The 16,701-nt window shown below is 69.6% G+C and carries 16 protein-coding genes; 7 read left to right on the top strand and 9 right to left on the bottom strand.

The window, feature by feature from the left end; genetic code table 11:
- The first annotated feature begins 8 nt into the window (after positions 1 to 8).
- On the top strand, positions 9 to 533 hold the full coding sequence (locus tag AVR91_RS16875) for a GNAT family N-acetyltransferase (RefSeq protein WP_063276214.1): 525 nt from the start codon (positions 9 to 11) through the stop codon (positions 531 to 533).
- On the opposite strand, the gene AVR91_RS16870 is transcribed toward AVR91_RS16875, so the two are convergent.
- Positions 530 to 1,606, bottom strand: coding sequence for a TetR/AcrR family transcriptional regulator (locus AVR91_RS16870; protein ID WP_063276215.1), 1,077 nt, complete (start codon positions 1,604 to 1,606; stop codon positions 530 to 532). The two genes, AVR91_RS16875 and AVR91_RS16870, sit on opposite strands and share 4 nt — an antisense overlap.
- A gap of 107 nt (positions 1,607 to 1,713) precedes the next feature.
- On the opposite strand from AVR91_RS16870, the gene AVR91_RS16865 reads away from it, so the two are divergent.
- Together AVR91_RS16865 and AVR91_RS16860 are read left to right on the top strand one after the other, a co-directional pair.
- Complete coding sequence (locus tag AVR91_RS16865; protein ID WP_083737608.1) at positions 1,714 to 2,904, top strand: cytochrome P450 family protein; 1,191 nt, start codon at positions 1,714 to 1,716, stop codon at positions 2,902 to 2,904.
- A gap of 26 nt (positions 2,905 to 2,930) precedes the next feature.
- Positions 2,931 to 3,788 carry an LLM class F420-dependent oxidoreductase gene (locus AVR91_RS16860; RefSeq protein WP_063276216.1) on the top strand — a complete coding sequence of 286 codons (858 nt, stop codon included), beginning with the start codon at positions 2,931 to 2,933 and terminating at the stop codon, positions 3,786 to 3,788.
- Here the strand turns inward: AVR91_RS16860 and AVR91_RS16855 are convergent.
- Positions 3,763 to 5,166: a serine/threonine-protein kinase gene (locus AVR91_RS16855; protein WP_083737606.1), complete on the bottom strand. Its 1,404-nt coding sequence runs from the start codon at positions 5,164 to 5,166 to the stop codon at positions 3,763 to 3,765. The two genes, AVR91_RS16860 and AVR91_RS16855, sit on opposite strands and share 26 nt — an antisense overlap.
- A 229-nt stretch (positions 5,167 to 5,395) precedes the next feature.
- On the opposite strand from AVR91_RS16855, the gene AVR91_RS16850 reads away from it, so the two are divergent.
- Positions 5,396 to 6,088, top strand: coding sequence for an IclR family transcriptional regulator (locus AVR91_RS16850; protein WP_063276218.1), 693 nt, complete (start codon positions 5,396 to 5,398; stop codon positions 6,086 to 6,088).
- 339 nt (positions 6,089 to 6,427) lie between these two features.
- Entirely contained in the window at positions 6,428 to 7,990 is a 1,563-nt protein-coding gene (locus AVR91_RS16845; protein WP_063276264.1) for an amidase, read from the top strand.
- A gap of 154 nt (positions 7,991 to 8,144) precedes the next feature.
- On the opposite strand, the gene AVR91_RS16840 is transcribed toward AVR91_RS16845, so the two are convergent.
- On the bottom strand, positions 8,145 to 8,684 hold the full coding sequence (locus AVR91_RS16840) for a TetR/AcrR family transcriptional regulator (protein ID WP_063276219.1): 540 nt from the start codon (positions 8,682 to 8,684) through the stop codon (positions 8,145 to 8,147).
- Positions 8,685 to 9,183: 499 nt separating this feature from the next.
- On the opposite strand from AVR91_RS16840, the gene AVR91_RS16835 reads away from it, so the two are divergent.
- Positions 9,184 to 9,675, top strand: coding sequence for a DUF1772 domain-containing protein (locus AVR91_RS16835; RefSeq protein ID WP_063276220.1), 492 nt, complete (start codon positions 9,184 to 9,186; stop codon positions 9,673 to 9,675).
- Here the strand turns inward: AVR91_RS16835 and kstD are convergent.
- The 5 genes from kstD to AVR91_RS16810 all read right to left on the bottom strand — a co-directional run bounded on the left by kstD (position 9,660) and on the right by AVR91_RS16810 (position 14,636).
- Positions 9,660 to 11,402, bottom strand: a complete 1,743-nt coding sequence (gene kstD / locus AVR91_RS16830) for a 3-oxosteroid 1-dehydrogenase (RefSeq protein ID WP_063276221.1) — start codon at positions 11,400 to 11,402, stop codon at positions 9,660 to 9,662. The two genes, AVR91_RS16835 and kstD, sit on opposite strands and share 16 nt — an antisense overlap.
- A gap of 131 nt (positions 11,403 to 11,533) precedes the next feature.
- Positions 11,534 to 12,571 (bottom strand): LLM class flavin-dependent oxidoreductase, encoded by a 1,038-nt coding sequence (locus AVR91_RS16825; RefSeq protein WP_063276222.1) that lies wholly within the window; start codon positions 12,569 to 12,571, stop codon positions 11,534 to 11,536.
- Positions 12,571 to 13,089 (bottom strand): SRPBCC family protein, encoded by a 519-nt coding sequence (locus AVR91_RS16820; RefSeq protein ID WP_063276223.1) that lies wholly within the window; start codon positions 13,087 to 13,089, stop codon positions 12,571 to 12,573. Before AVR91_RS16820 ends, AVR91_RS16825 begins: the two co-directional genes overlap by 1 nt.
- A gap of 56 nt (positions 13,090 to 13,145) precedes the next feature.
- Positions 13,146 to 13,652: a winged helix-turn-helix transcriptional regulator gene (locus AVR91_RS16815; RefSeq protein ID WP_063276224.1), complete on the bottom strand. Its 507-nt coding sequence runs from the start codon at positions 13,650 to 13,652 to the stop codon at positions 13,146 to 13,148.
- A 60-nt stretch (positions 13,653 to 13,712) separates the two neighbouring features.
- The gene (locus AVR91_RS16810; protein WP_063276225.1) at positions 13,713 to 14,636 is read right to left on the bottom strand and encodes a tetratricopeptide repeat protein; all 924 of its coding nucleotides are present in this window, start codon (positions 14,634 to 14,636) and stop codon (positions 13,713 to 13,715) included.
- Between the two features lie 536 nt (positions 14,637 to 15,172).
- Between AVR91_RS16810 and AVR91_RS16805 the strand changes: the two genes are divergently transcribed.
- On the top strand, positions 15,173 to 15,586 hold the full coding sequence (locus AVR91_RS16805; protein WP_038515280.1) for an SsgA family sporulation/cell division regulator: 414 nt from the start codon (positions 15,173 to 15,175) through the stop codon (positions 15,584 to 15,586).
- 47 nt (positions 15,587 to 15,633) lie between these two features.
- Here the strand turns inward: AVR91_RS16805 and fgd are convergent, their stop codons facing one another.
- Positions 15,634 to 16,638 (bottom strand): glucose-6-phosphate dehydrogenase (coenzyme-F420), encoded by a 1,005-nt coding sequence (gene fgd / locus AVR91_RS16800; protein WP_037344247.1) that lies wholly within the window; start codon positions 16,636 to 16,638, stop codon positions 15,634 to 15,636.
- Positions 16,639 to 16,701 lie beyond the last annotated feature (63 nt).

The following is a 16,701-nucleotide window of genomic DNA, read 5'->3' as shown; positions in this document are numbered from 1 at the left end:
GTTCTGTTATGGACTTGACCACCGAAAGGCTCGTCGTCCGTGATTGGTCCGAGGACGACGCCGAAGCCGCGCTGGCGATCTACGGCACCACCGACGTGACCCGTTGGCTCACCCCGGCGATGGACCGGGTGACCGACGAGGCGGCCATGCGTTCGGTCCTGCAGGCCTGGCAGCAGGCGCAGCCGAACCTCGTGCCGCCGCGCGGGAGATGGGCGGTGCAGCGCAAGGAAGACGGCATGGTCGTCGGCGGGCTGGGCATCCATCTGCTGCCACCGTACGAAGAGGACCTGGAGATCAGCTGGCAGCTGCACCCGGACGCCTGGGGCGAGGGCTACGCCTCCGAGGCAGCCCGCGCGCTGATCGGCTGGGCGTTCACCCAGGACACGGACGAACTCTTCGCGGTCGCCCGGCCCAACAACACGCGTGCCATCGCGACCGCGAAACGGCTCGACATGGTCTGGGTCGGGGAAACCGACAAGTACTACGGGCTTCGCCTGCAGGTGTACCGGATCCGCCACACCGACACGGTCTAGGCGCTGTCCACACGGGACACTTCGCCCGAGACGGCGTATCCCGCGCCGCGCCCGTCCGCGGTGGCGACGATCCGGCCCCGCTCGACCCGGATCGCGACCTCGGTCTCGTCACTGACCGCGAGCACCCCCGCCGCGGCCGCCAGCGTCCCGGTCGCGTCGCACACCACGCGCACTCCCGGCCACGACGATCCCGGGAACGCCTGCCGCAGACCGCCGCACACCTCCGCGACGATCAGCCGCGTCAGCGGCACGAGCTCGGCGGGATCGCTGGTCACGGCGACGACGGTGACGTCGCGGCCCGAGGCCCGGACGGCCTCCTCCGCGGCGGCCAGCCGGTGCGTGCCCAGCACGACGACCACGCCGTCGCCGGGTACGAAGGATTCCGCGCGCACGAGGTCGACGGCCCCGGGCGGTGACCACGGCCGGTCGGCGGCCTGCGCCGTGGGGACGATCACCGGCGGCGCCCACCAGTCGTTGAAGACCATCCCCGCCAGCCGCTCGCAGGCGCTCACGACATCGAAGGGCTCGACGAGCCCCGGCGCGGTGACCGCCAGCTGGCCGGCGCCGTGCAGCGAGATCAGCACGGTCTCGGCGAGCCGGACCCGACGAGGGATCGGCGATCCCGCCGGCCGCTCCGGCGGGTCGAGCCGCTCCAGCGCGAGCCCGAGCAGCAGTCCGTTGAGCTTCACCAGCTGGGCGAACGGGCGCCGGACGTGCTCGTCCGCGAGCACCTCCGGCATCAGGTCGCGGACCAGACCCGCCTGCTCGTCGTCCAGGGGAAACGCCGCCACCCGGGCCCGGGCCAGCGCACCCAGCGCACCTTCGAGCGTCTCGCCGGGCACGGCGTGCGGCGCTCCGGCGGACTGTTCGGCCAGCTCGGCGAGGACGGCGAAGTACAGCGCGCGTTTCCCCGGGAAGTTGGAGTAGACCGCCCCGCGGGTGAGCTCCGCCCGTTCGGCGATGACGTCGATCTTGGCATCCCGGAAGCCCTGTTCCGCGAACTCGTCGCGCGCGGCGGCCAGCACCTTCGCGCGATTGCGCTCCTGCGTCTCCGCCCTGCTCAGCCGGACCATCGGCCTCCCGTCAGCCAGCACGATTGCTCTCGGACCCGGATCAAGATACCTTGACCATTCAGATGATGAGAACATCTGAATTGAGCATCCGAACTGGGAGAGCCACTTTGTCCGAAGTTCCCGAGATCCTCCTGACCGACCCCGAGGTCCTGCGCGACCCGTTCACCGCCTACGCCCCCGTCCGTGAGCGCTCCCCGATCGCCAAACTCTCCGCGCCGGGGTTCTCGATGTGGGCGGTCCTGCGCCACGAAGAGGCACGGAAGATGCTGAGCGACCCGCGTTTCGCCCTGAGCGCGAACAGCTATCAGCGCATGGACATCCCCGACCACTGCCGCCCGTACATGCGGACGATGCAGGAGGTCGAGGGCCCGGAGCACCTCCGGCTCCGGCGCCTGGTCGCCCCCGCGTTCACCCCGCGCAAGGCCGCCGCGCTCCGCGAGGGGATCGAGCGGCTCGTCGAAACGCTCCTCGACGAGCTCACCGGGAAAGACCGGATCGATCTGGTCACCGCGTTCGCGCGCCCGCTTCCGGTGGACGTGATCTGCGCACTGGTCGGCATCCCCGAGGTCGACCGTCCTCGCTGGCGCGAGTACGGCGCCCTGGTCTCGGCCGGCGACGGGGCAGGGCTCGCGAAGGCGGTCCCCGGCATCGTCGAGGGCGCACTCGCCGCCATCGCGAAGCGGAAGCTCGAACCGGCCGAGGACGTCCTCTCGCAACTGCTCAGAATCCAGGCCGAAGACGGCGACAGGCTCAGCGAAACCGAACTGGTCGCACTGGTCTGGCAACTCGCACTGGGCGGCCAGGTACCCGGCAATCTCATCGCCAACGCCGTCGAAATCCTGCTTTCCCACCCCGAACAGCTGGCCGAGCTCCGTGATGATCCGACGCTCATGCCCGGCGCCGTCGAGGAGGTGATGCGCTGGCAGAGCCCGCAGTTGCTGACGCTCCCCCGGTTCGCCACCACGGACGTCCGGATCGGCGACGTCCTCATCCCCGAAGGAGAACCTGTTACCGTCGCGATCGCCGCGGCGAACCGGGACCCGAGGGCGTTCCCCGAACCGGACGTCTTCGACATCCGCCGCGCGGCGGGACCGGCGTGGCATCTCGCCTTCGCCCACGGGCCGCATTTCTGCCTCGGCGCTTCGCTGGCCAGGGTTCAGGTCGAGGTCGCACTCACCGCGCTGCTGCGCAGGTTCCCCGATCTCGCGCTCGCCGACGGCCTCCTGCGGATCCCGGACCCGGGCACCTGGCGGCTGAACGCCCTGCCGGTCACGCTGCACGCCACGGTTGCGAACTGAAACACGTTCTAATAACGTGACCGCCTGTGAGACACGGGATTGTGCTGTTCACCAGTGACCGGGGGATCAGTCCGGCTTCGGCCGCGCGGGCGGCCGAAGCCGCCGGCTTCGACGCCTTCCACGTACCCGAACACACGCACATCCCGGTCAAACGGGAGGCTCCGCACCCACGCACCGGCGACTCGTCGCTCCCGGACGACCGCTACCTGCGAACGCTGGACCCATGGGTCGCCTTGGCCACGGCGGCCTCGGTGACCACGCGGATCCGGCTCGCGACGGCGGTGGCCCTCCCGGTCGAGAGTGATCCGATCACGCTGGCGAAGACCATCGCCAGCCTCGACCATCTCTCGGCCGGGCGGGTCACGCTCGGCGTCGGCTTCGGCTGGAACGTCGACGAACTGGCCGATCACGGCGTCCCCGGCGGCAAACGCCGGACCGTGCTGCGCGAGTACCTCGAAGCGATGCGCGCGCTCTGGACGCAGGACGAAGCCTCCTACGCGGGCGAGTTCGTCTCGTTCGGTGCGAGCTGGGCCTGGCCGAAACCGGCCCAGGCGCATATCCCGGTGATCGTCGGCGCGGGCGCGACGGAGAAGACGTTCCGCTGGATCGCGAAGTCGGCCGACGGGTGGCTCACCACACCCGGCGACACGGACATCGAGGACAAAGCGCGGCGGCTGCGCGAAATCTGGCACGAAGAGGGCCGTGCCGGGGAGCCGGAGATCTCGGCGCTCGGCGTCCGCCCGGATCCGGAAAAGCTGGCCGAACTGGAAGCGGCCGGCGTCACCGAGACGATCTTCGGTCTCCCGGACCGCTCCCCCGAGGAGGTCGAGGCCTGGCTTCAGCGCCTCGCCGGGAAACTCAACCTGCCCGCTGCGAGTCGATGAGGTACCGGCCGTCCTTCTGGACCAGGACGAAGGTCTCCCGCCCCGTCGTGGTCCCGCCGGAGGCCCGCACGTAGGTGAGCGTCGCCGTCACCGTGGTGCCGGATTCGGTCACGTTCGACACGGTCACCGCGCTGAATTGCCGCCAGTAGTTCGAATACCGCTCGAAGCTCTGGTTCCTCGTCTGCTTGAAGTTGTCGCTCAGTGTCGCGAACCCCGCCTGGAGATTCCCCGGGATGAGGGCGTAGTAGGCCGAGAGCGCCTGCCCCGGTGTCTGCGCGGGCGGCGGCGCGGCCGAGGACGACGAGGACGGGGGCGGCGTCGATGACGGCACGGAGGAGGGCGAAGGCGGCGGCGAGGCAGGCTCCGAAGTGGTCGGGGCCGCGGATTGCGACTGGGAAGCCGGCGGCGGGGCCTGCCCCGTCGGGGCGTCGTCGTCGCGGTTGAGCACCACGACCACGGCCGCGGCGGCGGCCGCCGCGAGCACGAGGAACACCGCGAGCACGCCGATCAGCATTCCCTTGCGCGCCTTGGGCGGCGGCTCCTCCGCGACGAGCGTCGTCGGCTCCCCTGCCGCCAAGGCCCGCAGTTCCCGTTCGGTTTCGGACATCGTCGGCCTGCTGTCCGGCCGGACGTCGAGAAGCCGGTTCAGCAGCGGGGTCAGGATCCCGGACCTGGTCGGCGGGGTGATCTCGCCGCTCGACGCGCGGTACAGCAAGGCGATCGGGTTCTCCGCCGTGCCGTACGGCGTGCCGCCTTCGAGCGCGGTGTACAGCGTCGCGCCGAGCGAGAACACGTCGGAAGCGGACGTGGCGTCCTCGCCACGGGCGACCTCGGGCGCCAGGAACGCCGGTGTCCCGGAGATCTCGCCGGTCGCGGTGAGCTGGACGTCGCCCATCGCCCGCGAGATCCCGAAGTCGGTGATCTTGACGGTGTCGTCGTCGCCCAGCAGGACGTTGCCGGGCTTGATGTCGCGGTGGACGATGCCCGCGCGGTGCGCGGCCGCCAGCGCCGAGCAGAGCTGGATGCCGAGACGGATGACGTCGTCGACCTCCATCGGCCCCTCGCGCAGCTTCTCCGCGAGGCTGGTGGAGGGCAGGTACTCCATGATGATCCACGGGCGGTCCTGCTCGTCGATCACCCCGAAGACGGTGATGGCGTGCGGATGCACCAGCCGTGCGGCGATCCTGGCCTCGCGCAGGGCCCGGTTCTTGGCCTCGTCGGCCTTCTGCTCCCCCGCGCCGTGCGGCAGAAGGAGTTCCTTGACCGCGACCGTGCGCTCCAGGTTCTCGTCGCGCGCCCGCCACACGGTGCCCATGGAGCCACCGCCGACGGGCTCGATGAGATCGAACCGATCGGCGAGGCGGCGGATCTCCTCCATTATCGACGTCCCCCTGGAGCTGTGGTGTTCGCGCGAACCTTGCCAGCATGCCAGGAACGCGCCGGGACGCCGGACCCGGCAGGGTGGTTCGCGACGCGGTGTCGGTCACGTCGGCGAAGGGGCCGTTCAGCGGAACACCGCCCCATCGGCTGCCCGGAAGTTCGTATCCCGGCAGGCCGGGGGCGCACTTTACTTCTCCGGTGTGGCCTGTTTCGGGGAAAGGGCGGCGATGCGGGAGACCATTGGCGGACGCGGCGTGCTCGAAGGCGCGTTCGCGTTGCTCGAAGCACTCAACGAGCACGGCGGGCAGGCCGGGCTGGCCCAGCTCGTGCGGACCACCGGGCTCCCGAAGACGACCGCGCACCGGCTTCTGGACCAGCTGGCCGATCTGGGCGCGGTCGAACGGGCGGGCCGCGGCTACCGGATCGGCTCGCGGGTGTTCCGGCTCGGGCGGTACTGGCAGCCCGAACTGCGGGACCTCGCCAAGGAATGGCTGCCCGTGCTTTCGGCGCGGATGCGCGCGAGCCTGGTGCTCGTGGTCCCGAGGGAAGGTCGCGCGCTCGTCGCGGCCGGGGCCGTCCTCCCCGCCGACGACGTCCCCGTGTGGCCGGGCAGCCCGCTGCCGCCCGGGACCGCCGCCGGGCGGCTCCTCGCCGCCCATCATCCGGCGCTCGCCGAACCGGACACCGACGCGCTGGAGATCCGCGCGGCCGGGTTCGCGGCGGAGTCGGAGACGATCGCCGAGGGGCTCGGCTGCGCCGCCGTCGCCGTCCGGACCCCGGACGGCCGGGTCGGCGCGGCACTCGCCGCCGTCCTGCCCGCCCGCCGCGACCCGGTTTCCGCGGTCACCGTGCTGACGAGCACCGCCCGCTCCTTCGGTGCCGCGCTCGCCGAAAGCTCGCGGCCGAACCGCGCCGGATGATCGGCGAACCCCGAACAATCCCCGACCAACGCGAGCACCGGGTGGCAGGCCGAATACGGGCGGAATATTTCCGACGAAATCCCGGAAATCGCCTCACGGTGCGTCCGCGACCGGTGTCACCCCGTGCAGAAACCGTGGGGCACAGGCTGTTTGCGTGACCGATCGCCTACCGGGAGATGCGTTCACGAGGCGATTAAATCACCGCATGGAGGGCTTTTCCGGCACTTCCGAAACGGGGCGTCACACGTACTGTTCAGGAATTCTTTCGACCAAGGAGGGAATTCCTTGACAAGACATTTCTCGAAAAGACGGGGCGCGGCCGTGGCGGCGTTCCTCGTCATGGTGTCCGTGGCGTCCGCCACCACGGCCGTCCCGGCATGGGCCGCGGACCGGTCCGGCCGCCCCGTGGTGGCCGGGATCGATCTGGAACGGGCGACGATCCCCGACCTGCAGCGGGCGATGCGCTCCGGACGGCTGTCCTCGGTCGAGCTGACCGCCTTCTACCTGCACCGGATCCGCAAGCTGAACCCGACGCTGCACGCGGTGCTCTCCACGAACCCGGACGCTCTGCGGCTCGCCGCGGAGAGTGACCTGCGGCGGCACCGGCACCGGTCGAAGGGGCCCATGGACGGCATCCCGGTGCTGCTCAAGGACAACATCGACACCGCGGACCGGCAGCCGACCACCGCCGGCTCGACCGCGCTGCTGGAGTCGCGCCCCTACCGTGACGCCGGCGTGGTCGAGAACCTGCGCGAGGCCGGGGCGGTCATCCTCGGCAAGGCCAACCTTTCGGAGTGGTCGAGCTACCGCTCCACCAGCTCGTCGAACGGCTGGAGCCCGCTCGCCGGCCAGACCGCGAACCCCTACGTCCTCGACCGCAACCCGTGCGGTTCGTCGTCCGGCCCGGGGGTCGCCGTCGCGGCGCACCTGGCGACCGTCGCGGTCGGGACCGAAACGGACGGTTCGATCAGCTGCCCGTCCGGCGCCAACGGCATCGTGGGCGTCAAGCCGAGCCTCGGGCTCGTCAGCCGCAGCGGGATCGTGCCGGTGTCGAAGCAGCAGGACACCGCGGGCCCGATGGCGCGCAACGTGGTGGACGCCGCGATCCTGCTCGCGGCGCTCAACGGCGCCGACCGCCGCGACCCGATCACCGTCGACGCCGCGAAGCAGTCCATCGACGACTACACGAAGTTCTTGCGCCCCAACGCTTTGCGCGGGAAGCGGATCGGTATCTGGCGTGAGGTGTACACCCCGGACGACACGACGAAGGCGGCGTTCGAGCAGGCGTTGACCAGGCTGCGGAAGCTCGGCGCTACCACGGTCGAGATCACCATCCCGTACCTGGACGTCATCGCGGCCAACGAGTTCCCCGCGATCCGGACCGAGTTCAAGCACGACATCAACGCCTACCTCGCCTCCACCGGCGGCAAGCATCCCGCCGATCTGGCAGGGCTGATCCAGTACAACCTCGACAACGCGGCGATCGAAATGCCGTACTGGACCCACAATCTCTGGGACCGTTCGCAGGCCACCACCGGTGATCTGAACGATCCGGCGTATCGCGCGATGCGAGAAGCCGCGACGAGCGCCGCCCGGCGCGGCCTCGACGAAACGCTGCGCGGCGCGAAACTGGACGCGATCGTCGCGCCGACGAACAACGCCGCGTGGAAGACGCAGCTCGGTGTCGGCGACGGCGCGCTGCTGATCGACTCGTCGGGCCCGGCGGCCGTTTCGGGCTACGCCAACATGACCGTTCCGATGGCCTACGCCGGGCCGTTGCCATTGGGCCTGTCGATCATGGGCGGACGGTTCAGCGAACCGTCGCTGCTGGCGATCGCGTACGCCTTCGAGCAGGACACGAAGGTCCGGCGGTTGCCGACCTTCATCCCGTCGATCGGCTGAGCGCGGGGTCGTGAGAGACACCGCGGGTGTGTGGATATAGGGACGTTCAATGTCCCTATATCCACACACCCCGTCGTGATCGGACCGGTCACGCGCGGACCGTGTGGATTTCTGGTCGTCCAACGCCCCGAAATCCACACAGTGCGCGCGTCGGCTAATGGACCAGGAGCCCCAGGCTCCGCTCGGCCTCCGCCACGGCGGAATCGCGCTCGACGTGGCCGTCGATCACCAGCGTGGCGAGCCCGTGGAGCAGGCACCAGAGCGTGACGGCGAAACCGTCCGGATCATTCCGCTCCCCCACTCGATCGGCCAGCACCGAGCAGGTCGCCCGGTGCGCCTCCGCCAGCTCCGGATACGCGGCACGGTCACCGATCCCGGCACCCGCCATCAAGCGGTACAACGCGGGATTCTCCAGAGCGAAGCCGAGGTAGGAACGCCCGAGCGCGGTGACCGTCCCGGCACCACACCCACGCAGGCACCCCTGCAACCCGGCATGCCCTTCCAGCGCGACCGCCACCAGCAGCGCGTCCTTGTCACGGAAATGCCGATACGGCGCCGCGGTGGACGCACCCACTTTCGCGACCGCCGCGCGTAGGCTCACCCCCTCCGGACCTCGTTCGACGAGGAGCTCCCGCGCGGCGAGGACGAGCGCACGACGGAGATCCCCGTGGTGATAGGCACGTTTGTCGATCATGGCGGACCCCCCAGCCCTTGATGCCACGTGAACGCCTCACCTTAACGGGTGCGCGCGCGACAACTGGCAGGAACGCCTGGGTCGCGTGGGTCGTGAGTGGCGTTTCGGGTTAGAGCCAACCGTGTCCTATGTACCCACTGGTCGGAAGACACGGCGCGGTGTGCGCAAAGGCGTGACTCGCGTGATCCGGCGCGGAACACGCGTGACTGGATGCCGCACTCGCGTGTTCCGCCTCTGATCACGCGAGTTCCGCCTTCGATCTCGGAGTTCGACGACATCCGGACGCCCGCCGCGGCACGGTCGAGCGTGGAGGATTTGGGACGTTGAATGTCCCAAATCCTCCATCGTCGAGGGGCAGCTCGGGTCGCGGAGTCCAGTAGGTAAGCAAACGCCGGTCCACCAGAACCCGAAACGCCACTCACGACACCTGTACCGACGCCTACCCTCAGCTAACTCAGACACGTTGTCAGATTTATCCGAGCCCGCTACCTTTGACACCATGTCAAAGATAAGGTGGGGTCTCGTCACCGGCGTCGCCCTCCTGTCGACGGGACTGCTCGCGGGGGCGTTCGGCTACGGCGCGGTCAACGTCGCCGCCACCTTCGACGTCGTCCCGCTCGACGTGCGGTTGACCTTCCACACGGCCCTGATGCAGCGGAACGGCGTCGTCATGCAGACCGCGATGGCGCTCGCGGCGATCAGCTCCCTCGCGCTCGCCCTGCTGAGCCGAGGACGGCCGCGACTGCTGGCAGCCGTGGCCGCGGCACTGGTCGTGACATCGTTCCTGGTCACCCGCTTCGGCAACGTCCCGATCAACGGCCGGATCAAGGTCTGGGCGGTCACCACGGCACCCGCCGACCACGCGGCGATCCTCGATCGCTGGGAGACCTACAACGTCGTCCGGACCGTCACGGCCCTCACCGCTTTCGCGCTCGTCATCGTCGTCTCACGACTCAAGCTCCCGGACCGGGCCCGTCAGCTCGAAGCCTGATCCGCGAGATCGTTCGCCGCGACATACCCGAAGGTCATCGCCGGCCCGATCGTCGACCCCGCGCCCGCGTAGCTGTTGCCCATCACCGCCGCGCTGGCGTTCCCGGCGGCGTACAGGCCGGGGATGACCGAACCGTCCGCCCGCAGGACCCGCGCCCGCGCGTCGGTGCGCATCCCGCCCTTGGTACCGAGGTCGCCCGGCACGATCTTGAACGCGTAGAACGGCGGTTCCCAGAGCGGCGCCAGACACGAGTTCGGCAGGACGTACGGGTCGGTGTAGTAATGGTCGTAGGCGCTGGCGCCCCGATGGAAGTCACTGTCCACACCGGACAGTGCTTGCCCGTTGAACCGGTCGACGGTGGCGCGCAACGCCTGCGGCGGGACACCGATCGCGCTGCCGAGCGATTCGACGGTCCACGCCTTCTTGACCGCGCCCGCCGAGTACCACTCCGCCGGCAGGGGCAGCAGCGGCGCGACGTCGCGGAAGAGATACCGGTTGCGGTAGTGCTGGTCGACCACCAACCACGCGGGAATGGCGGGTGACGTCGGGTGCCGGTCGTACATCGTGTGCACGACGTCGCTGTACGGCGCCGCTTCGTTGACGAACCGCTTGCCCGCCGCGTCCACCATCAGCCCGCCGGGCAGGGTCCGTTCGGCGAGGCAGAAGTACGGTTCGCCGGGCAGCGGGATCGCCGGGCCCCACCAGGCGTCGTCCATCAGGTCCAGCGCCGCTCCGGCGCGCTTTCCGGCCAGGATCCCGTCGCCGGTGTTCGACCGGGCGCCGACAGTCCATTGTGTACCGATCGGCTGGCGCTGGTATTCGGCCCGCATGGCGGCGTTGTGCTCGAACCCGCCGGAGCCGACGATGACACCCCGCCGCGCCTTCACCACACCCGCCGCGACGGTCACCCCGGTGACCCTCCCGTTCTCGATGACGAGATCGGTCAACGGCGTGTTCAGCCAGACCGGGACACCGGCACGCTGCAGCCCGGCCCGCAGTCCCGCGGCCAGCGATTGCCCCATGGTGAGCGGTTTCTGCCCGGCGAGCGCGGCGGCCGTGCCTCGGGCGAGGCAGGCGGCAGCCACCGCGGCCCCCTTCGGGTTGACCGCGGCCAGCGCGAGCCATTTGTAGTCCGCGCTGAACACGACCATGCCGGCGGGCGTGGCGAGATAAGGCGGGTTCAGGTTCGCCAGTTCGGCGCCGAGGATGTTCCCGTCCAGCTGGTCGGGCTCGATCGAGCGGCCGTCCGGCATCCCGCCGGGCAGTTCCGGGTAGTAGTCGCTGTAGCCCTCCATCCACCGGAACCGCATCGGGCTGTTGGCCATCACGAAGGACAACATCGCCGGACCGTTGGCGAGAAAAGCTTCCTGTCGCGAAGCGGGGATCGACGGGCCGACCACGGCGGCCAAGTACCGTGCGGCCTGTTCCGGAGTGTCGCGGACACCGGCTTGCGCCAGCACCGAGTTGCACGGAATCCAGATCCCCGCCCCCGACCGGGCGGCCGAGCCACCGAATTTCGCCGCCTTCTCCAGCACCACGCAGCTGAGCCCGCGCTTGGCCGCTGTCAGCGCGGCGGTCATTCCCGCGGCGCCCGCCCCGACCACGACGACGTCGTACTCGCCGACCACCGAGGAGGCGGCCGAAGCCGTCCCCGCGAACGGCAGCCCCGAAGCGAGCGCGAGCCCGGTGCCGCGCAGGACCTGACGGCGGGACAGATCGGGACCCATGAATCCTCCTCGCGTGGGGGATCGAGCGAGGTCATGTTCTCCAGCCGACGGCAAAAGTGAAACAAGTTCTACCCGCTTGGAGCAGGCGGTGACCGCCGCGCTCGGCCGGTCACCTCAACCGGCGCGGGCATTCAGCCCAGCGCCCGGACCAGGTCCAGCGCGCGCCCCAGGGTGGCGAGCCGGTCGGCGACCGTCTCGCCCGCCGGATACAGCCGGACCGTGTCGACGCCGGCGTCCCGCCAGACCCGCAGCCGCCGCGCCACCATCGGTTCGGTGCCGATCAGCGTCGTACCGAGCACCATCTCGTCGGTCACCAGCGCGGCCGCGCCTTCCCGGTCGCCCGCCTGCCAGCGCTCCCGCACCGCCGCGGCGGCCTCGGCCCAGCCCTGCCTGCTGTAGGCGTTGTTGTAGAAGTTCGTCTTCGCCGAACCCATCCCGCCGAGACTGAACGCGAGTTCGGCCTTGCGGCTCGCGACCATCCCGCGCAGCTCGTCCTCATCCCTGGCGAACGCGACTTCGGCGCCTTGGCAGACTTCGAGGTCCGCCCGCGTCCGGCCCGCCTTCGCGAGGCCGGCGTCGAGATGCGAGAAGTAGGCCTGCGCTCCCTCCGGCACGAAACTGGTCCCCAGCCAGCCGTCCGCGATCTCCCCGGTCAGCTCCAGCAGCTTCGGCGAAAGCGTGGCCAGATGGATCGGGATGTCCGGATTCGGTGCCGTCGACAGCCGCATCGGCCTGCTCTCCCCCGGCAGCGGGATCTCGAACTCCTTGCCGGAGAACGCGATCTTGTCTCCGGCGAACGCCTGACGGATGATCGCGACCGTCTCCCGCATCCGCGTCAGCGGCCGGGCGAAGGGAACACCGTGGAGCCCCTCGATCACCTGTGGCCCCGAAGCACCGAGCCCGAGCACGAACCGGCCCTCGGAAAGCTCCGAGAGGGTCAGCGCGGCCTGCGCGATCGCCACCGGGGTCCGGGTGCCGAGCTGGATGATGCCCGAGCCGAGCCGGATCCGTTCCGTCCGCGCCGCGAGATAGCCGAGCACCGACGGCGCGTCGGATCCCCACGCCTCGGCGACCCAGCATTCGTCGAGACCGAGCTTTTCCGCCTCCAGCACGAAATCCAGCGTCTCCCGCGGGCCACGGGAGGCCTCGACCGTGGTCGCCGTCCGCATCACGCGCCGTCCGCCTCGGCCCTCGCCTTGATCGCGGCGAGGGTCCCGGTCATCGCCTTCTCGAACTCGCGCAGCCGGACGAAGACGATCTTCTCCTCTTTGTCCGGCATCTGATCGATGGCCAGGGAGAGACCCGACCGTCCCGGCCCCAGCTGCATCCATTGCCGGAGCTTCGTCCCGCCGTTCTCGGGTTCGAGCGTGAATCGCCACAGCGCCGTGGGCGTCTCGGCGTCCTGCACGGCCCAGGTGAACACGCGCGGCTCGTCGCATTCGACGACGTGCGACGTGGTCTCCCATTCGCCGAGCGCGTCGTGCTTGCTGCGGCCGACGAACCGCCTGCCGACCGCGGCCGCGCCTTCCGCACCGTCACACCATTCCGCGGCTTGGAGCTCCTGGCTCATCTCCGGCATCAGCCGCACGTCGGAGACGATCGACCAGACCCGTTCCGGGACGGCGTCGACCCACGCCTCGACCTCGACCGTCGGCTTGTCGGCGTACTTGGCGCCCGTCCACTCCATCGTGGCCCGCCTCTCATGCTCGTGACCTCGATAGTTGCGTAGATGGACTTACGTTGTCAAACCTCCTGCGCGGCGAAGCGGCGCACCACGTCGGGCCGGTCCGCGAGCTTCGGCGGATAGCCGGGCCCGAGCCGCGCCCGGGTGTTCTCCCCGGTCAACGGCCCGGAGCACTGCGCACAGACGACCTCCGCGTGCGTGTCCTGCCCGCAGGTCTCGTGATGCAGGACGACGGGCGGTCCGGCCTCCTCGGAGAGCCAGCGGTCGCCCCAGCGCGACATCGCGGCGAGCACACCGTAGAAATCCGCGCCCTTCTCGGTCAGCACGTAGTCATAACGGACCGGGTCGGCCTGGTAGGCGCGCTTTTCCAGCAGCCCCTCCCCGACCAGGCGGCGCAGCCGGTCGGCGAGGGTGTTCCGCGCGATGCCGAGCTCCTGCTGGAACTCGTCGAACCTGCGGATCCCGTAGAACGCCTCGCGCAGGACCAGCGGCGTCCACCAGTCGCCGAGCAGGTCCATGGTGCGCGCGATCGAACACGGCCACTGCGCGAACGAAGTCCGTTTCATACCCGCGAGCCTACGCCCGGCGAAATTGATCCGGTCATTCCTCCACCTATTCCCCGGCACTCAGGCACTGGCCCGAAACGTTGCGATCCGGTCAAGGATATCTCGCGCATTAATATCGCCGACTCTCTTCCGCACGCTTTCCGACAAGGGTTTCAAACGATCTCGCGTCCGGGCGGAACGGATCCCGTCCGCGATCTCCATCGCGGCGAGACCGACCTCCGCGGCCCGGTCCAGATCGCCTTCCAGCGCGTGGTCGACGGCGAGCCAGATCATCGTCAGCGACCGGCTGCGCGGCATGTCCGGGCCATAGCCGTCGATGGCCCGGGTGAGCGCGGGAATCGCCTCCCGGCAATGGCGGACGTCGACGAGCCTGGCGAGTTCGGTGCGCACCGTGCCGATCATCGCGGCCAGGTCGTTGGCCGTGAAGAACGCGGACCACGAAGGGACGGCGTCGCCGGCGGAGTCCGCGAATTGTTCCGGCGCAACGGAAAGCTTGTCCAGCGCTTGACGGACGTCGCCGAGCAGCGCGTAGGCCCACGCCTCGTTCGCCGACAGGATCGCCTGCGAAAGCGGCCGCCCGGCGCGGCGCGCCGCGAGCTGCCCCTGGGCGAACTGCTCCAGCGCCTCCGACGGCGAGCGGTGATGCAGATACATCCGGCCGAGCCGGTAACGGATGTTGGCGAGGAGGTCGTCGTCGCCCGCCTCCGCCGCGAGTTCGAGCGCGCACCGGAAGTGCCGCTCGGCCCGCACGGGGCGGCCGGAATCGAATTCCGTCCAGCCCCTGAGGTTGTGCAGATCGGCGACCACCCCCGCCAGCCGACGGGCGAGCGGCTCGGACATCATCCCGCGCCGCAGGGCGGCGCCGTAAGGCTCCAGCACCTGGAGCAGTTCACGGCAGGACCCGCCGCCTTCCCGGTAGTCGCGGGCCCGGAGTGCGGCGATGACACCCTCGAGCCGGTCGATGTCGGCCTGCCCGACCCGCATCGGGAGCCGGTCAATCACGGCGCCGCCCCTGGACACGGGGCACCGCCGGCGCGGTCACCGCACCCGGCGAGGCCGACGAGGATCCCGGGACCACCCGGCAACGCGGTCCGTGAACCGTGTTCCGCCGCCCGGCGTCCTGCCTGGGAATGGCGACGGTGATGCGTACGCCCATTACCGCTCCTTTCCCTATCCTCAACGACCATGCTCGCCGGGGTCCAGGACGGAGCCACGTCGATCTCCTGGAATACGCGAACGACGCACAATGATGTTAACCACGGGGAAAAGCGATTCACTCCGCCGAACGGCTGCCATTATCGTTCACCGGAATATGCACGTGCGGAATCCGTTTCTTTTGCACGGCTGACCGCATTTCCCGCCCGCTCACCCCACGTGCCCACCGGAGACCGTCCGTGAGCACGTGAGACGCAGCTCTCAGCCGAACGTGTGAACCTTGTCAACTCGGGTCACGAAAAGGCTTCACATTGCGTTATCAATAGCTGAAGATCAACAGCAACCGAACGTAAGGGGCTGAAGCGTTGGACAAGGAAAGCGACCTCATCCGGGGGACGATCGTCTTCGGCCTGCGCACTTTCGGTGCGGACCCGCTCCCCGTGCAGGCCGATCTCGAATACGACCCCGAAGACCCGTACGCCGTCGTGGTGGCCTATCACTCGGGCGGCGGGACGGTCCGCTGGATGTTCGGCCGTGATCTCCTCGCGGACGGACTTCTCACCCCATCAGGTGAGGGCGACGTGATCATCAGCCCGGCCGACGACACCTCGATCGTGATCTTCGCGCTCAGCGCGCCCGACGGGTGCGCGGTCCTCGAAGCCCCGGCGCAGGAACTGGCCGAGTTCCTCGACCGCACCTACGACGTCGTCCCCGCCGGGTCCGAGCCGGAATGGTTCGACTTCGACCAGGAGATCGGCAAGCTCGTCACCGAGTCCTGACGGCCGGTGGCGGCACCGCTCGCGCGGTGCCGCCCGCCAACATCGGGTCAGGCGAGTTCGCGCAGCCCCGGGACGACCTGCTCGGAGAACGACCGCAGGAACCGCTCCTGGTCGTGGCCGGGACCGTGGAAGACGAGGTGGTTGAAGCCCGCCTCGACGTACGGCTTGATCTGCTCGACCGCGTCGGCCGGGTCGGAGGTCACGATCCAGCGGCGGGCGACCTGCTCGATCGGCAGCGCGTCCGCGGCCTTCTCCATTTCGGCCGGGTCCTCGATACCCGCCTTCTGCTCCGGCGTCAGCGACAGCGGCGCCCAGAACCGGGTGTTCTCCAGCGCCTGCGCCGGGTCCGGGTCGTAGGACAGCTTGATCTCGATCATCTTGTCGATGTCGCCGGTGCTGCGACCCACCTGCTCCGCGCCTTCCGCGACCGCGGGCAGCAGCTTCTCGGTGTAGAGCTCCATCCCCTTGCCGCTGGTGCAGATGAAACCGTCACCCTGCTTGCCGACGTACTTCGCCATCACCGGGCCGCCGGCCGCGATGTAGATCGGCACCCCGCCCTCGGGCCGGTCGTACACGGTGGCGTCGGTGGTCTGGAAGTACTCGCCCTCGAACGTGACGCGCTCCTCGGACCACAGTTTGCGCATCAGGTCGATCGCCTCGCGCAGCCGCGCGAACCGCTCCTTGAACGCGGGCCACTCGATACGGGCGACCGCGACCTCGTTGAGGGCCTCACCGCTGCCGACGCCGAGCAGCACACGACCCGGGTACAGGCTGCCGAGCGTGCCGAACGCCTGCGCGACGACGGCCGGGTTATAGCGGAAGGTCGCGGTCAGCACGCTGGTGCCGAGGACCACCCGCTCGGTGCGCTCGCCGACCGCCGCCATCCACGCGAAGGAGAACGGCGCGTGCCCGCCCTGGTGCCGCCAGGGCTGGAAATGGTCGCTGACCATCACGCTGTCCAGCCCGACCTGCTCGGCGAGCACGGAGTACTCGACGAGGTCGCGCGGGCCGAACTGCTCGGCCGACGCCTTGTAACCGATCTTCAGTGCCATCCGGGGTCACCACCTGGGCTCATGGATTGTTCCGCTCTTCACCTTGGCACAGAGTGGATCAGC

Origin of the sequence: Amycolatopsis keratiniphila subsp. keratiniphila, from assembly GCF_001620365.2 — a bacterium.
Classification (GTDB): Bacteria; Actinomycetota; Actinomycetes; order Mycobacteriales; family Pseudonocardiaceae; genus Amycolatopsis; species Amycolatopsis keratiniphila.
Note: the sequence above shows the minus strand (reverse complement) of the source record. Positions and strands in the feature narration are given on the sequence as shown.

Bases quoted from the DNA above. Each gene is read 5' to 3' on its own strand.
- AVR91_RS16875 (WP_063276214.1), top strand. From the start codon at position 9: ATGGACTTGACCACCGAAAGGCTCGTCGTCCGTGATTGGTCCGAGGAC.
- AVR91_RS16870 (WP_063276215.1), bottom strand. From the start codon at position 1,606: ATGGTCCGGCTGAGCAGGGCGGAGACGCAGGAGCGCAATCGCGCGAAG.
- AVR91_RS16855 (WP_083737606.1), bottom strand. From the start codon at position 5,166: ATGGAGGAGATCCGCCGCCTCGCCGATCGGTTCGATCTCATCGAGCCC.
- AVR91_RS16850 (WP_063276218.1), top strand. From the start codon at position 5,396: ATGCGGGAGACCATTGGCGGACGCGGCGTGCTCGAAGGCGCGTTCGCG.
- AVR91_RS16845 (WP_063276264.1), top strand. From the start codon at position 6,428: ATGGTGTCCGTGGCGTCCGCCACCACGGCCGTCCCGGCATGGGCCGCG.
- AVR91_RS16840 (WP_063276219.1), bottom strand. From the start codon at position 8,684: ATGATCGACAAACGTGCCTATCACCACGGGGATCTCCGTCGTGCGCTC.
- AVR91_RS16835 (WP_063276220.1), top strand. From the start codon at position 9,184: ATGTCAAAGATAAGGTGGGGTCTCGTCACCGGCGTCGCCCTCCTGTCG.
- kstD (WP_063276221.1), bottom strand. From the start codon at position 11,402: ATGGGTCCCGATCTGTCCCGCCGTCAGGTCCTGCGCGGCACCGGGCTC.
- AVR91_RS16825 (WP_063276222.1), bottom strand. From the start codon at position 12,571: ATGCGGACGGCGACCACGGTCGAGGCCTCCCGTGGCCCGCGGGAGACG.
- AVR91_RS16820 (WP_063276223.1), bottom strand. From the start codon at position 13,089: ATGGAGTGGACGGGCGCCAAGTACGCCGACAAGCCGACGGTCGAGGTC.
- AVR91_RS16815 (WP_063276224.1), bottom strand. From the start codon at position 13,652: ATGAAACGGACTTCGTTCGCGCAGTGGCCGTGTTCGATCGCGCGCACC.
- AVR91_RS16810 (WP_063276225.1), bottom strand. From the start codon at position 14,636: ATGCGGGTCGGGCAGGCCGACATCGACCGGCTCGAGGGTGTCATCGCC.
- fgd (WP_037344247.1), bottom strand. From the start codon at position 16,638: ATGGCACTGAAGATCGGTTACAAGGCGTCGGCCGAGCAGTTCGGCCCG.